Origin of the sequence: Neorhizobium sp. T25_13 (genome assembly GCF_002968675.1) — a bacterium.
In the GTDB taxonomy this organism is placed as follows: Bacteria; Pseudomonadota; Alphaproteobacteria; order Rhizobiales; family Rhizobiaceae; genus Neorhizobium; species Neorhizobium tomejilense.
In genome coordinates this window covers 82366-98400 of sequence record NZ_PVBI01000015.1, presented here as the reverse complement: position 1 = coordinate 98400, position 16035 = coordinate 82366, and the positions used below count along the sequence as shown (strand labels likewise).

Below are 16035 nucleotides of genomic sequence, written 5' to 3'. Positions count from 1 at the left end.
CATGATCCTCTACGGTACCAACCCCATTGCCTGGTCGAATGATGACGACCGTTCGCTCGGCGCCCATATCAGCCTCGACCAGTGCCTCGACGAGACCGCGAAGATCGGTTTCGACGGCATCGAGAAGGGCCACAAGTTCCCGCAGGAGCCGGGGGCATTGAAGGCCGTGCTGGAGCCGCGCGGGCTGCGCTATGTTTCCGGCTGGCATTCGCTGAACCTGCTCGTCAACTCGGTCGAGGATGAGAAACGAGCGATGCAGCCGGCGCTCGACCTCCTCAAGGCGATGGGTTCGAAAGTCATCATCGTCTGCGAGACCTCGAACGCCATCCACGGCGACGACGGCAGGGCGGTCAACGACCGCCCGAAACTCCCCGACAGCGCGTGGAAATCCTTCGGCGCCGGCGTCGAGGCGCTGGCGGAGTTTGCGGCCGGGCAGGGCGTCACGCTTGTCTACCACCACCACATGGGCACGATTGTCGAAAGCGAAGACGAGATCGACAGGCTGATGGCAAATACTGGCCCGCACGCGAAACTTCTGCTCGATACCGGCCATTGCCTGTTCGGTGGCGGCAATCCCGAGCGCGCTGCAAAAAACCACATGGCCCGCGTCGGGCATATCCATGCCAAGAACGTCCGCCCCGACATCGCCGCGCAGGTGCGGAGCGAAGGGCTTTCTTTTCTCGAAGGCGTTCGCCGTGGCGTCTTCACCGTCCCGGGCGACAAGGAAGGTGGCGTCAGTTTTCCGCCGGTGCTGAAGATCGCCGCCGAGCACGGCTATGAGGGCTGGCTGGTGATCGAGGCCGAACAGGATCCGGACGTGCGCAATCCCTTCGAATACCAGAGCATGGGTCTTTCCTCGCTGAAGGCGATGGCGCAGGCAGCCGGCCTCGACAAGGGGAGGGGCAAAGCATGACGATCCTGCTGCGCAAGCCGAAGGGCGTATCCGGCAAGGTGCATGACGTCACGCCGAAGGATGCCGGCTGGGGTTATGTCGGCTTTGGCCTCTACCGCCTGAAGCCGGGCGAAAGTGCTGCCGAAAAGACAGGCGAGACGGAAGTCATCCTCGTGCTGGTCGAGGGCAGGGCGGATATTTCTGGAGGCGGCAAGGCTTTCGGCGAACTCGGCGACCGGATGAACGTCTTCGAGCGCAAGCCGCCGCACTGCGTCTATGTGCCCGCTGGTTCCGACTGGAGCGCCAAAGCGACCACCGAATGCACGCTCGCGGTCTGCACCGCGCCGGCCAAGCCCGGACGCGAAGCGGCGGTGATCGGGCCGGAAGGGCTTTCCCTCAATACCCGCGGCAGGGATGCCAATACCCGTTACATCTTCCCGATCGCCATGGAAGAGCGGGATGTCGCCGACAGCCTTCTGGTGACCGAGGTGTTCACCCCGCCCGGCAATTGGTCCTCCTATCCGCCACACCGGCATGACGAGGACAATTTCCCCGACATGACCTATCTGGAAGAAACCTATTACCACCGGTTGAACCCGGCGCAGGGGTTCGGTTTCCAGCGGGTCTTCACCGAAGACGGCTCGCTTGACGAGACCATGGCCGTTTCGGACCACGATCTCGTGCTGGTGCCGAAGGGCCATCATCCCTGCGGCGCGCCTTATGGCTACGAGATGTATTATCTGAACGTCATGGCCGGCCCGATCCGCAAATGGCGGTTCAAGAACCACCCGGACCATGACTGGATCTTCAGAAGGGACAATCCCTAAGCCGGTTGGCTAAATCAGTTCCCTGGGATGCTCGGCGATGTCGCCGATCTCGGCCATCTGGGTGTCGAGCTTGTCGAGCATCTCGCGGAAAACGCCCGCATAGGCCGGATCGTCGGCGACGTTCCGCAACTCGTGCGGATCTTCCACGCAGTCGAATAATTCCCATTCCGGCGGGGCGCCGTTCGGTCGAGCGCCTGGCTGTCCCAGATCGTCATTGTACCAGTAGATGAGCTTGTAGCGGGCGTCGCGCACCCCGTAATGCGCCCAGGCGCCGTGAATGGCATCGTTGTGCATCCAATAGCGATGGTACACCAATTGCTGCCAGTCGTCCGGAGTCCGCCCCTCCAGCACGGGTCGCATCGACCGACCCTGCATGAAGGAAGGCGTCCGCACCTCGGCATAGTCCAGGAAGGTGGGCGCAAAATCGACGTTGCAGGCGAGATCGCGACTGGTCGTGCCGGCCGGGATCGCCGCCGGGTAACGCGCCAAAAACGGCATCTGCAGACTTTCCTCATACATGAAACGCTTGTCGAACCAGCCGTGCTCACCAAGGAAGAAGCCCTGGTCGGAGGTGTAGATCACCAGCGTGTTCTCGCTCAGGCCTTTTTCGTCGAGATAGTCGAGCAGGCGGCCGACATTGTCGTCGATCGACTGAACCGTCCGGAGGTAGCGCTTCATATAACGCTGGTATTTGAATTCCGCGAAAGCCTGTGGATCAGTGAAGGTGTAGTTCCGGCCGGTCGAAGCGCATACCACGGTGATGCTTTCGCCACTTTTAAGGTCCGGCACGCGGCGAACCGGGATCTGATCCAGCATCAGCTCGCCCGTGACGGTGGCAGGCCCTTCCGGCTGCACGAGCCCGAGGTCCTCCCAGTTGAGGTCGGAGCGAACGCGCATGCGTGCGGCGGCGGCCGCCGCCGCCCGGCCGGAATAATCGTCGTTGAACGTCGACGGCAGCGGAAGATCCTCCTCCGCCCAGAGATGATTGTGTTTGTGGTCGGGCACGAAATTACGGTGAGGCGCCTTGTGGTGGCACATCAGGAAGAAGGGCCGGCCGTCGCCTTGTTCGATGAAATCGATCGACTTGTCGGTGATGATATCGGTGACATAGCCCGAAATTCGCCGCCGGCCATCACGATCTATGAAGGCTGGGTCCCAATAATCGCCCTGCCCTGGAACGACGGCCCAGTCATCGAACCCCTTCGGCTCGTGGAGAGGCCCTTCGCCGAGATGCCATTTGCCGAAGATGCCGGTGCGATATCCTGCCGCTTTCAAAAGCTTGGCTACGTTGGGAAGACGATTGTTCATGTGGGTCACCAGCGTCGTGACGCCATTGACGTGGTTGTGCGTGCCGGTCAGGATCGCAGCCCTCGACGGCGTGCAGATCGAATTGGTCACATAGGTCGCGTCATGTCTCACACCCTCCTTCGCCAGTCGGTCGATATTGGGGGTGTGGTTGAGACCAGCGCCATAGGCCGAGATTGCCCGCGCGGCATGGTCATCCGACATGATGAAAAGGATATTCGGTCGCAAGTCTTCCTCCCTCGCATACGGCAGGAATACGTATGGTCGCAACCATCGAACCCGTCCGCCTCGGTCAAGGATACAGCGTCAGGTCATGCCCAAATAATGCAATTTCAGAAGCAAGCGATGCTGAAAACTGATCACTGCTGACCGCCTTGCCCGGCCTCCGGTGGATTATCGAGATGAAAGAGCTCCCTGCAGAGTGCGATCAGCCGGCGCACCGGAGCCCAGTCGCCGAGTTCTTCGCGATAGATCACCCCCGTCCGCGTGTGCCTGTAACTGAGATTGACCGGCACCGGGACGATGCGCGGGCAGGACGTCGCAAGTACGGCCGCATCGGGCAGCAGGCAGAGGCAATCGCTCCGCTGAAGGATGGACAATGTCGAATGCAGGCTCTCGCAGCTCAATCGGATATCGGGCTCCCGTCCCAGCCGCTCGAAAAGACCGTGCTGCGTAGTGGCCTGATAGATCGGGAGCTCGGAATGCACGAGCCAGGGATAATCGAGCAGGCGCTCCGGCGGAACTGCTCCTGCCGCATCGCGCGCGGCGAAGATCGGATGATCCTCGCGGGCCATGACATTGTTGATCACTTTCGTCAGCGGAAGCGCGACGAGGCGGAAGTCTTGCGGATCATCGACCGTCATTCCCGTGAACAGCATGTCGAGGCGCCCCTCTAGGAGATCGGTGATCGAGGTCGCATAACGGCTGTTCCTGAGCTCGAACACGATCTTGGGGAACCGTCGCTGCATGTCGACGAGCAGTTCCGGCAGGATTGCGGGGCGCCACATCGGTCCGGCGCCGATCCGCAGATAGGCCTTGCCTATTGCCCTGTCGGACATCAGTTCCTGCTCGGCCACTTCCCAGTGACGCATCATCCGCAGCGATTCCGACAAAACCCTCTCGCCGAACAGCGTCGGACGGACACCGCGAGCGTGCCGCTCCAGAAGCGGCCGCCCGAAATGGGCCTCCAACTGGGCGAGAGATCGAGACAAAGCGGGCTGCGTGAGGTTCAGCCGCTCGGCAGCACGACGGAGGCTGCCTTCCTCCACGATCGCCTGCAGACGGAAGAGGTGGGTGATCTGATCCAGCATGGCAGTGATAAGCTTCGTTTATCGGTCACGCCGTTAATTGCATTTTTCGTGCATTGCCTCAACTGGTATGGCTTCGGAACGCCAAGAATATGTATCTGGCAGAATCTTATTCGCTACATGCAGCCTGTCTGGCCGGGGAGCGGGCAAGTCAGGCTCTCGGGGAGGAGAGCATGCGAAACCGATTGATTTTGTCCGCCTTGACGGCGGCTTTTTTATCCGTGCCGCCAGTCGCCCAAGCAGAGGTCGGGAACAATCCCGAGACGCTTGCGCTCGCCGGCATTCTGGATAACGACACCTTCGACCGTGCCGGCCTTTCCATCGGCCATCGCGCCCAATATTGGATGCCGGTTTTCGACACGCTGCTTTATACGGCCCCAGACGGCAAGACGATGCCGAACCTGGCCACCGAATGGCGCTTCAACGGCGAGGGCACGGAGCTGACGCTCAAGCTGCGCGAAGGCGTCAAGTTCACCGATGGGACATCCTTCAACGCGGAGGCGGTGAAGGCAAACCTCGAATACCTGCGCGATGGCGTCGGGCAGAACACCTGGATGGCTGGCGCCATCAAGAATGTCGAGATCGTAGGCCCTGCCGAGGTAAAGCTGCACCTCAAGGAGCCGGATCCGGGCATGCTCTTCAATCTGGCGACCGTCGGCGGCGCGATGGCGAGCCCTGCGACGCTCGGCAAGGCTGATTCCAAGATGCTCCCGATCGGCTCCGGGCCTTACATCTACGACACGGCGCGCTCGGTGACCGGGCGGCAATACGTCTACAAGCGCAATCCGGATTATTGGAATGCCGGCGCCTTCCCGTTCGAAACCATGACGATGACGCCGATCAACGATCTCAGCGCGCGGATGAATGCACTGAAATCCGGTCAGGTGGATGCGGCCGCGGGCGAAGGGCAGGTCGTCACCGAGGCCGAGGCGAGCAAGCTGACGGTTTCCAGACTGCCCGTGGACTGGCTGGGTCTGTTTCTCTCCGACCGCGACGGAAAAATGGTGAAGGCGCTGTCCGACGTCCGCGTCCGGCGCGCGCTCAATATGGCATTCGATGAAAAAGCGATCCTGAAATTCGTCGCCAGGGGTTATGGCGAGGTCACGGATCAGCCTTTCGTCCCGCCGAGCGAGGCATTTGATCCGTCGCTCGACGGGACCTATCAATATGACCCGAAGGCGGCCCGTGCCCTGCTTGCCGAAGCAGGTTATCCAAACGGTTTCAGCGTCACGATGCCGGATATCGGCACGCTTGCTCCCTACACCCCGATCATCACACAGCAGCTCAAGGATATCGGCGTCACCGTCAGCTGGGTGAAAGTTCCGCCGAACGTCACGATCGCCGAGTTGCTGTCTGGTAAATACCCGATGTTCCTCTTCCGTCTGGGCAGCCAGTCGCCCTGGGCCGACTTCAACAAATTTGCCTTCGCAAACTCTCCCTGGAATACCTCCAAGGCAAAGGACGAAAAGCTGGAGGCTCTGCTGAAGACCGCCCAGTATACGCCTCCGGGCCAGGATCAGAATGCCGCGATGCAGGCCGCCAATCGATACATGGTCGAGAATGCCTTCTTTGCGCCCTGGTTCCGCATCGACAGCATCTACATTTCCAACGCGCAGGTGAAGGTCCAGATGCAGGCACAGAACATCGTGCCTTGGCCGCGCAATTATGCGCCCGCAAAGTGAGCTCGGACGCCGATGATACGGTATCTTCTGAAACGGGTCGCTTCCGGCATCGCGCTGCTTTGCCTGGTCTCGACGATAACCTTCATGATGGTTTTCGGCGCCACGGGCAACGTCGCCCGCAACATCCTCGGTGAAAACGCCACGGCCGACCAAGTGACGGCGCTGAACAGCCGGCTGGGGCTCGACCGACCGCTGATGGTCCAGTTCGGCGACTGGGTGAGCCATGCCGTCCGCGGCGACCTCGGTCCGTCATGGACGATGAGCGAAAGCGTGGCGTCGGCACTGGCGAGCCGGCTGCCCGTCACCCTGTCGATGGTGACGATCGCGGTGGCGATGATGGCGCTGCTTTCGGCGATTCTCGGCATCGCCGCGGCTGTGCGCGGCGGCTGGGCGGACCGCGCCATCCAGATCGTCAGCGTCGCGGGTTTTGCCATGCCGAACTTCTGGCTTGGCCTGCTGCTGGTCCTCACCTTCTCGGTCGAGCTCGGCCTGTTGCCTGCAACCGGTTACGTTTCGTTCAGTGCCTCACCGTCCGCCTGGGCGGCTTCCCTGGTGCTTCCCGTGACGTCGCTGGTGCTTTCGGGGATAGCCTCGGCCTCCCAGCAGATCCGGGGCGCGGTCATCGATGCGCTCAAGCAGGACTACGTTCGCACACTCCGCGCCCGCGGCGTCAGCCCGCGTTCGGTGCTCTATCGCCATGCGCTGCGCAACGCGATGCCGGCGGCGCTGACCGTTCTTTCCGTACAGTTCATTGCGCTTCTCGGCGGCGCCGCCGTCATCGAGCGCGTGTTCGCCATTCCCGGCATGGGGTCGTTGACGGTCTCGGCCGCGCTGATCGGCGACGTTCCCGTGCTCATGGGAGTGGTCGTGACCCTCATCATCGTGGTCGTTCTGGTGAACATATTGATCGACTTCCTCAACGCATGGGCAAATCCGAAGGTGAGGATGTCATGAGCGATATCAACACCGCCCAGCCGCCAATCCCCGCCGCTTCGCAGCGCCGTCATTTCGTCCGCTCGGTGCTCACCAATCCGACAGGCCTTGTCGCTGCGCTGGCGCTGCTGATCGTCATCGCATCGGCGATCTTCGCGCCTCTGCTTGCCCCCAACGATCCGTCCGCCGTCCAGATATTCAAGGTCAATGCCGTCGCCGGCGACGGTTATCTCCTCGGCGGCGACGGTTCGGGCCGCGACATATGGAGCCGTCTCGTCCATGGCGGCCGCAACACCTTCCTCGGCGCGCTGATCACGGTCGTCATCGCCGCATCCATCGGGGTGACGGCGGGGCTCTTCGCCGGCTTTTACGGCAGGAAGCTCGATCTGGTGGCCCGCTGGATTTCCGACGGCATCATGGCACTGCCGGCGCTGATCGTACTGCTCGCCTTCTATCAGGCGCTCGGGGCCTCGATCTACCTGTCGATGGCGGTTTTCGGGGTGATGCTGTCGCCGGGCTTCTTCCGGCTTACGCGCAATCTCGTCAACGGTGTCAAACACGAACTCTATATCGATGCGGCACGGGTCTCGGGCCTCAGCGACCTCAGGATCATCACCAGGCATATCCTGCTTTCGGTGCGGGCGCCGGTGGTCATCCAGACCTCCATCGTCGCCGGGATCGCCATCGTCGTCCAGTCCGGTCTCGAATTCCTTGGGCTGGGCGACCCCAGCACGCCGACCTGGGGCGGCATGCTCCAGGACGCCTTCTCCAACATCTATGTCTCGCCACAGGCGATCCTCTGGCCGGGGCTGGCAATCACGGCGACCGTGGCGTCGCTGGTGTTGCTTGCCAATGCCATCCGCGACCGCATGCAGCAGGGCGGCGTTCAGGTCAGGGCGCCGAAGATCCTTCCCCTGGCGGTGAGCGAACCGCTGCCGCAAACCGCATCCGACGTGCTCCTCGACGTGCGGGATCTGGTTGTTGCCTATCCTGCAAGCGAAGGCTGGCGCGAAGTCGTCAAGGGCGTGAGCCTCAGCCTCAGGCGCGGCGAAGTCCTGGGGCTCGTCGGCGAAAGCGGATCGGGCAAGAGCCAGACGGCCTTTGCCATCCTCGGACTTTTGTCGCCCGGAGGCCGGGTTCTTTCCGGCTCCATCCGGTTCGATGGTATCGATCTCGGAAAATCCTCCGGGGATGAGGTCCGGGCTCTTCGGGGCAAGCGCATCGCCTATGTTCCCCAGGAGCCGATGGCCAATCTCGACCCGGCGTTCCGGATCGGTTTCCAGCTCGTCGAGCCGATGATGACGGTGCTCGGGATTTCGCGGGCGGACGCGACGCGGCGGGCGCTGAAACTGCTTGCCCGCGTGAAGCTGCCGGACCCGGAACGGGTGTTTCGCGCCTATCCGCACGAGATCTCGGGTGGCATGGCGCAGCGCGTCCTCATTGCCGGTGCTGTCGCCTGCAGTCCCGACCTTCTGATCGCCGACGAACCGACCACCGCGCTCGACGTAACCGTGCAGGCCGAAGTGCTCGACCTTCTGCGCGACCTGCAAAAGGAGTTCAACATGGCGGTCATGCTGGTGACCCACAATTTCGGTGTCGTGGCGGACAGCTGCGACCGGGTGGCCGTCATGAAGGACGGCAGGATCGTGGAAATCAACACCGTGGCTGACCTCTTCGCCGCTCCGGCGCACGACTACACCCGCATGCTTCTCGGATCCGTTCTCGAAGATGGCATGACGCGGACATATCGACCACCGATGACGGAAGGGATGCGCGCATGAACGATCAGATCCTCGTCGATTGCCGCAACGTCAACGTCCATTTCGGCGCCCATCATGTCCTGAAGCACGTCAATCTCACCATCCGCCCCGGTGAAACCGTCGGGCTGGTGGGCGAGAGCGGGTCGGGCAAGACGACGCTCGGGCGCGCCATTCTCGGCATCGGCCCGGTCAGCTCCGGCCAGATATTGTTCGACGGCGAGCATATCGCCGGGGTACCGCCCCGCGCCCGCAAAGTCCAGGCGGCCATCCAGGCGGTCTTCCAGGATCCCTATAGTTCGCTCAACCCGTCGATGACGATCGAGGACATCCTGACGGAACCGATTGTTGCGCGCCGGCTCGCCTCGCGTGCCGATGCCTCCCGGCAGGTCCGCAAGTTGCTCGATCAGGTCGCGCTGCCAAGCGACGCGGCGGAACGGTTCGCCCGCGAGTTTTCCGGCGGCCAGCGTCAGCGCATCGCCATTGCCCGGGCGCTGGCGCTCTCTCCGCGCCTCATCGTCTGCGATGAACCGGTCTCCGCACTCGATCTTTCCACCCAGTCGCGGGTCATGGATCTGTTCATCGAGATCCAGGAGCGGACGGGCGTCGCCTATCTTTTCGTTTCACACGATCTGGCGGCGGTGCGCCACATTTCGCATCGTGTTGCGGTGATGCGTTTCGGCGAGATCGTCGAGTTCGGAGAATGCGATCAGGTGACGGCGCGCCCCGCTCACGACTACACCAAGCGTCTGCTTCTCGCCGCGCCCGTTGCCGATCCCGCAAGGCAGGCGGAACGGCGCGCGGCGTTCCGCGCCCTTGCAATGACGGCTTAAACCATGCGCGCCATCGTCCTGATGTTCGACAGCCTCAACCGCCGCCTTCTGCCGCCCTATGGCGACAGGACGGCCCATGCCCCGAATTTCGAGCGGCTTGCGGAAAAGACGGCCACGTTCGACCGCTGTTATGCCGGGTCCATGCCCTGCATGCCGGCGCGGCGCGAAATGCATACCGGCAGGTACAACTTTCTCCACCGGTCCTGGTCACCGATCGAGCCGTTCGACGACAGCGTGCCGGAATTGCTGAGAAACGCCGGTATCTACACCCACCTCGTCACCGACCATCAGCATTATTGGGAGGATGGGGGCGCGACCTATCACACGCGCTTTTCTTCGCACGAGTTCTTTCGCGGCCAGGAAGGCGACCTCTGGAAAGGCTTGGTCGAAGGTGTGGATCGCACCCGTCTCGTCGATTTCCTCTACCAGATGAGGCGGCAGGACCCCATCAACCGGACCTATCTCGCAGACGAGCGTGACCACCCGCAGACGCGGACATTCGATGCCGGTCTGCAGTTCATCGAAACCAATGCTGGCCAGGACGACTGGATGCTGCAGATCGAGACCTTCGATCCGCATGAGCCATTTTTCAGCTATGCCGAATATCACGCGCTCTATCCCGATACCGGCGAGGATTTCGACTGGCCGCCCTACGACCGCGTCACCGAGGCGGAAGAACGGGTCCTCCAGGCGCGGCATCGATATCTGGCGCTGCTTTCGATGTGCGATCGAAATCTCGGCCGGCTGCTCGACATGATGGACGAGAAGAACATGTGGGACGATACGATGCTGATCGTCTGCACGGACCATGGTTATATGCTCGGCGAAAAGGGCTGGTGGGGTAAATCCGTCATGCCGTGGTACGACGAGACGATCCACACGCCCTTCTTCATCTGGGATCCGCGGGCCAGGGTTGCCGGCGAACGGCGTTCCGCGCTCGTTCAGACCATAGACATAGCGCCGACGCTCCTCGACCTCTTCGACCTCCGGCCGACGCCCGATATCCAGGGAAAACCGCTTCTCGAGACGGTCAGAAACGATGTTCCGGTCCGCAACGCGGGACTGTTCGGGAATTTCGGGGGGCACGTGTGTGTCACCGACGGCCGTTACGTCTACATGCGATGCTGCGCCACCGAGGACAATTCGCCGCTCCATGAATATACGCTGATGCCGACCCATATGCGTGCCCGCTTCTCTCCGGACGAACTGTCCAAGGCGGAGCTTGCGCAGCCTTTCTCCTTCACCAAAGGGGCTCCTGTCCTGCGGGTCCCAGGATGGACGATCCGGGGACCCTGGGTGTTCGGGACGCTGCTCTACGACCTTGAGACAGATCCCGAGCAGAAAAATCCGCTCAGAGACGATAGGATCGAATTGCGGATGGCCGACCTGCTTGTCGATCTGATGCGGGCCTCCGATGCACCCTCCGACCAGTTCGAGCGGCTCGGCCTTCCGGAGACGGGGCCGGTGCGCGACGAACATCTGCTCATTGAAAGACAATGGGCGCAGGTCGTTTCCGGCCAGCGCAGCGTGGCGCGGGCAAGCGATTTCCCACAAGGGGCCAGTGTGGCGAATATCCCGATCGCGAAACTCATGGCCGACGAAACGACGCGCCGCATCCTGATCGCGGAGGTTCCTCGTCTTGCGGACAGGCCGCTGCCCGCCCCGCTCGCCGCAAAGACGCTCGTGCAGGCCGCAACGGCTTGGCCGGAGCTGGACCGGGAAAAGCTCGAGGCGATCGAGCGGGCGCTCACAGAGCAGGTTTGAACGGAGAGATCGATGCCATCGAGACTGGATCATCTGACGAAATCACCCTTCAATCTCGATCGCGAAGCCCTCGACTGGGTGACGCAGACGTTCCAGGCCCTGGACGATACCGCCCGCGCCGCCCAGCTTTTTAATCTCAATTCGCGCGGCGACGACCGCGAGACGGAGATCGCCCGCCTTGGCGAGCTTCAGCCGGGTGGCATCACCCGTTATTTCGGCGCCGACGGCACGGGGGAACGTGCGCATATGGCAGCGATCCAGGCCCAGGCTGGGGTCCCTCTGCTGGTTTCCGCCGATCTCGAAGGCTCACGCATGAGCCTTTCCTTCGGCACGGCCGTTCCCAACCCGCTGGCGCTGGCCGCCGTCGATGATGTCGCGCTGACCGAGGCGATCTCCGACCTGATGGCGCGCGAAGCCCGTTCCGTCGGGATCAATTGGTCATTCACGCCGGTGCTGGATATCAACGCGGCCTTTCGCAGCCCGATCGTTGCAACCCGCGGATATGGCTCGGATCCGGCGCTGATCGAACGTCATGCGCTGGCGCAGATGCGCGTCTTCCAGCGCCTCGGCCTTGCCGCAACCGTGAAACATTGGCCGGGTGAAGGCTATGACGAGCGCGACCAGCACCTGGTCACCACCATCAATCCGCTATCGATGGAAGAATGGCGCGCCACCTTCGGCCTGCTCTACAAGGCCGCCATCGATCAGGGGGTGAAGTCGGTCATGTCGGCGCATATCGCGCTGCCGGCCTATGTCCTGGAGCGTGATCCCGACGCAGGCGAAGAAGCCTATCTGCCGGCTTCGGTCTCTGCGCCGCTCAATACCGCACTGCTGCGGGGCGAACTCGGCTTCAATGGCCTGATCGTCTCCGACGCCAGCGAGATGGCTGGCCTTTCAGGCGTGATGCCGGCACATGATGCGAAGATCGAGATCATCGCGAGCGGCTGCGACATGGTTCTTTTCTCGTCCAACCCGGAGGCGGAAATCGCGGCCGTGCGTGACGCCGCCCATTCCGGGCGCATTCCGGCGGAGCGTTTCCGCGATGCGGTCACACGCGTCCTGGCCCTCAAGGCGTCGCTCGGCCTGCATCGCAGCGTCGAAATGCCGGTCTCTGCAGGTGAAACGTCCTCCCAAAAATTGGCCAACGAAGCTTTTGCTCGCGCGCCCACGCTGGTGAAGGACAGGAACGGTACGCTGCCGCTCGATCCCGAAAAGCATCGTCGCATCCTCGTCGTTTCCGGCGGGATCGTCGAACCGATGCAGAATGCGGGGCTGGATTTCAAGCTGCCGGAAATGCTGGCAGCCGAGGGCTTCGAAGTCACCCTCAATCCCTATGGCACGCCGCTCGATACGGACGGGCACGACCTCGTCCTCTATCTGTTCGGCGAAGAGACGCTTCTGACGCGCGGGCGCATTTTTCTGGATTGGCGGGCACTTCACGGGGATTTCAGAGCCGCCATGAAACGGCCGTGGACGAGCCTGCCGACCGTGATGATTTCCTTCGGTTTTCCCTATTATCTCTACGATGCCCCCCGGGTGCCGACCTATATAAACGCCTATTCCACCCACGAGGCGATGCAGGCCGCCGTGGTGGAGGCGCTGATGGGGCGGAGGCCGTGGAACCGCAACAGTCCCGTTGATCCCTTTGCCGGAGCGTCTGACGCGCGATACTGATGGCATCCGGCATGCATGCCGGATGTAGGACATGTGGGGCTCACCGATCGACCAGACGGGGGACCATCCGCGATCAAGGACCATCACCCTTTCCAGCTGCGACGTCATAGGCGATCCGGAAGCCTGTATTGCTCGAGGCGCTATCCGGGGAAAGGCCCATTCGCGCTGCGATCCGGTACCGATAGCAGTAACTTTTGTGGCAGAGGAACGAGCCGCCCTTCAGCACCTTGTCGGAGAAGCGCTTGGCATGCTCGTTCCGCGTCTTCGCCTGTTTCGACAGCGAGCGGACCTTGAAAGGGTCGGCGGTCCATTCCCAGACATTGCCGGCGAGATTGTAGAAACCGGCCTCATTCGGGGCGAAGCTGCGCGCCGGCGCGGTGCCGAAATATCCGTCCTGCAGCGTGTTGGTGTCGGGAAAGCGGCCCTGCCAGATATTGCAGAAGATCGCTTTGTCGGTCGGCTCGTCCTCGCCCCAGGGATACCGCCGGCGGCGGTTGCCGCCGCGCGCGGCGTGTTCCCACTCCGCTTCCGTCGGCAGGCGGCCGCCGACCCATTGCGCGAACGCGAGTGCGTCGTTCCAAGAGACGTGGGTAACCGGATGGTCAAGCCGATCATCGATCGAACTGCCCGGACCTTCCGGCTGCCGCCATGTGGCATTGTCGATGCGCGTCCACCAAGGGGTGCCGACGACACCACCCGTTGCGAGGCTCATGTCACCGAGCAGCGATGCGAATACGGCCGACGAGCCGAACCGCTCCGATTCCGTCACATACCCGGTCGCTTCGACGAATTCGGCAAACCGACGAACCGTGACCGTCTCGGCTTCGAGGTAATAATCCTGCAGCGAGACCTTGCGCTCCGGCCCCTCGCCATCGGCGGAAAGCACCGGCGCATGGGTTCCGACGAACGTCTCGCCACCCTTGACGGCAATCGTTTTCCCCCGGATGCCGCGAGAGATCGTGTTTGCAGGTGTGTCGAATGTTCCCTGCTCCGTTTCCCGTCTCGATCCTGAACAGCATTCACTCATCGCGTTTTCCTGATATGCGTTTATTCTTTTTACTGACTTTCAGGCGTCAGCCTCCCGATCGTCCGCATCGGCGGCTTTCGCCTTGGCAAATGTATAAACGCCCGATCGCGGGAATGCCAAAAGCAATCGGACGATGAATGCCGGAAACGCGTCCATCCTCTCGACGTTGTGCACCTGCTCTTCGCACTTGCGAAGGGCACCACAAAACCAACATCATTTCCGGCCAACTAGATCGTCGGCGGTCTGCAGCCCCGGCCAGGGCTGCCGATCACGCCGTCGGGCGAGACAATCGACTCGTCCGGTCACTGAGAATGCGCTTAAGCTACCAGGGGAAAATTGCATGGAGAGATCGATGACCGAAGTGTCCAGCAGATAGCCCGCCCATTTTAATGCGGCAAGAAAATCTCACGCATCACGGGCGCGGAACCTGCGGCTTGAAAAGGAGCCGGAACTCCGCGAAAAAGGGTAGCTACGGAATGATGTCGCTCACGTACGATCGGTATTTGTCGCGAAGAGGTCGGTCATGAGTATCGCTGACCGCCTGGTAACCGGAAGTCTTTGGGTCTCCCTCTCAAGGGTCATCGTCAATGGGTTGTCGACCCTCAGTACCATCATCCTGGCCTGGTATCTCCTGCCGTCGGATTTTGGCCTCGTCGCGCTTGCGACGACTATGCTCGCCATCGTGACGACGATCACCGAGCTTTCTTTGAACGAAGCTCTTATCCGTCACGAAGCTCCGGGAGAATCCCATTTCAGCGCCGCATGGACACTGGCTGCGACCCGCGGCTTGATATTATGCGCCTTATTCGCCGCGTTCGCCTATCCGGCTGCCCTCATCTACGACGACCCGCGCCTTTTCGGCGTCCTCCTTGTCCTGAGCCTCAGCCTCCTCATCAACGGGTTTGCAAATCCGCGAAGGATCATGCTCCAGCGGGAGCTGATCTTCCGGCAGGAATTCGTCCTGAATGTTGCCCAGAAGATTGCCGGATTTGTGGCGACCGTCGCCATCGCCGTCATCTATCAGACCTATTGGGCGCTGGTGGTCGGCACATTGGTGATGCAGATCACCAATGTCGTGGCGTCCTATTTCATCCTGCCGTTCCGCCCCCGGATCACCTTCTCCCATATGCGGGAATTCTTTTCGTTTTCGATCTGGATTACCGCCGGGCAGATCGTCAACACGCTCAATTGGCGTTTCGACTATCTGCTCATCGGCAAGGTGCTGACCGGCTCCGCTCTGGGATTTTATTCGCTGGGCGGGCAGCTCGCTATGACGCCGACGCGCGAAGCGACCGCGCCGCTGACCGCCACCATCTATCCCGCCTTTGCCAATGTCCGCCACGATCCCGCGCGTCTCGCCGCGGCCTATCAGCGAACGCAGGCGCTGCTGACGGCGGTCGCGTTGCCGGCCGGGATCGGAATGGCGGTCATCGCGGATCCCCTGGTCAGGCTCGTGCTTGGCGAAAAGTGGCTTCCGGTGATTTTCATCATCCAGGCGCTGGCCTCCGTTTATGCGCTGCAGACATTGGGATCTCTCAATCAGCCTCTCGGCATGGCGCTCGGGCAAACCCGGACCCTGTTCATCCGCGACGCGCAGATGCTTCTCGTCCGGATCCCGGTGATCACGATCGGCCTGGTGTTCTGGGGGCTTCCGGGGTTGATATTCAGCCGTGTGCTTACCGGCCTCTTCAGCGCTTTCGTGAACATGATCATCGTCAAGCGCTTCATCAGCGTTTCGGTCTCCGCACAGCTATGGGCAAATTTCCGGGCGCTTGCCAGTTCGGCCGTCATGGCTGCCGGCGTCTCGCTTGCCGATCGCTACATGGGAGTCGAAACCACACATACCGGGCTGGTCCTACAACTGGCCGCCCTTATCTGCCTTGGAGGCGTTCTCTATTGCGGCTCCAGCATCTTTCTCTGGCTGGTTATGGATCGTCCAAACGGTCCGGAGACTGAAGTCAGAAAGATCGCCGCCAAGGTCTTGTCCAAAGTCAGTCACGCCTGATCGCGGGGCTTGTTCTTCTAAACTTTGAA

General features: G+C 61.9%; 12 protein-coding genes. 9 read left to right on the top strand and 3 right to left on the bottom strand.

Annotation, left to right across the window (positions count from 1 at the left end; genetic code table 11):
* Position 1 precedes the first annotated feature (1 nt).
* Together iolE and iolB are read left to right on the top strand one after the other, a co-directional pair.
* Positions 2-913, top strand: a complete 912-nt coding sequence (gene iolE, locus C5J22_RS26445) for a myo-inosose-2 dehydratase (protein WP_105440662.1) — start codon at positions 2-4, stop codon at positions 911-913.
* Positions 910-1719: a 5-deoxy-glucuronate isomerase gene (gene iolB / locus C5J22_RS26440; RefSeq protein ID WP_105440661.1), complete on the top strand. Its 810-nt coding sequence runs from the start codon at positions 910-912 to the stop codon at positions 1717-1719. The genes iolE and iolB overlap by 4 nt, the downstream gene beginning before the upstream one ends.
* A 9-nt stretch (positions 1720-1728) precedes the next feature.
* Here iolB and C5J22_RS26435 read toward each other — a convergent pair whose 3' ends face one another.
* Both C5J22_RS26435 and C5J22_RS26430 read right to left on the bottom strand, forming a co-directional pair.
* The gene (locus tag C5J22_RS26435) at positions 1729-3252 is read right to left on the bottom strand and encodes a sulfatase (RefSeq protein ID WP_105440660.1); all 1524 of its coding nucleotides are present in this window, start codon (positions 3250-3252) and stop codon (positions 1729-1731) included.
* Between the two features lie 131 nt (positions 3253-3383).
* On the bottom strand, positions 3384-4334 hold the full coding sequence (locus C5J22_RS26430; protein ID WP_105440659.1) for a LysR family transcriptional regulator: 951 nt from the start codon (positions 4332-4334) through the stop codon (positions 3384-3386).
* Positions 4335-4504: 170 nt separating this feature from the next.
* On the opposite strand from C5J22_RS26430, the gene C5J22_RS26425 reads away from it, so the two are divergent.
* Genes C5J22_RS26425 through C5J22_RS26400 form a run of 6 tightly spaced genes read left to right on the top strand, consistent with a single transcriptional unit; the run spans position 4505 to position 12974 of the window.
* Positions 4505-6013 carry an ABC transporter substrate-binding protein gene (locus tag C5J22_RS26425; protein ID WP_105440658.1) on the top strand — a complete coding sequence of 503 codons (1509 nt, stop codon included), beginning with the start codon at positions 4505-4507 and terminating at the stop codon, positions 6011-6013.
* A gap of 12 nt (positions 6014-6025) precedes the next feature.
* Positions 6026-6967: an ABC transporter permease gene (locus tag C5J22_RS26420; protein WP_105440657.1), complete on the top strand. Its 942-nt coding sequence runs from the start codon at positions 6026-6028 to the stop codon at positions 6965-6967.
* A complete protein-coding gene (locus tag C5J22_RS26415; RefSeq protein ID WP_105440656.1) occupies positions 6964-8727 on the top strand; it encodes a dipeptide/oligopeptide/nickel ABC transporter permease/ATP-binding protein in 1764 nt (587 codons plus the stop codon). Before C5J22_RS26420 ends, C5J22_RS26415 begins: the two co-directional genes overlap by 4 nt.
* Positions 8724-9536, top strand: a complete 813-nt coding sequence (locus tag C5J22_RS26410; protein ID WP_105440655.1) for an ABC transporter ATP-binding protein — start codon at positions 8724-8726, stop codon at positions 9534-9536. Before C5J22_RS26415 ends, C5J22_RS26410 begins: the two co-directional genes overlap by 4 nt.
* A 3-nt stretch (positions 9537-9539) precedes the next feature.
* On the top strand, positions 9540-11300 hold the full coding sequence (locus C5J22_RS26405) for a sulfatase-like hydrolase/transferase (RefSeq protein ID WP_105440654.1): 1761 nt from the start codon (positions 9540-9542) through the stop codon (positions 11298-11300).
* A 12-nt stretch (positions 11301-11312) separates the two neighbouring features.
* Positions 11313-12974 (top strand): glycoside hydrolase family 3 protein, encoded by a 1662-nt coding sequence (locus tag C5J22_RS26400; protein WP_105440653.1) that lies wholly within the window; start codon positions 11313-11315, stop codon positions 12972-12974.
* Between the two features lie 73 nt (positions 12975-13047).
* On the opposite strand, the gene C5J22_RS26395 is transcribed toward C5J22_RS26400, so the two are convergent.
* A complete protein-coding gene (locus C5J22_RS26395; protein WP_105440652.1) occupies positions 13048-14001 on the bottom strand; it encodes a formylglycine-generating enzyme family protein in 954 nt (317 codons plus the stop codon).
* Positions 14002-14524: 523 nt separating this feature from the next.
* On the opposite strand from C5J22_RS26395, the gene C5J22_RS26390 reads away from it, so the two are divergent.
* Positions 14525-16006 (top strand): lipopolysaccharide biosynthesis protein, encoded by a 1482-nt coding sequence (locus C5J22_RS26390; RefSeq protein WP_105440651.1) that lies wholly within the window; start codon positions 14525-14527, stop codon positions 16004-16006.
* Positions 16007-16035 lie beyond the last annotated feature (29 nt).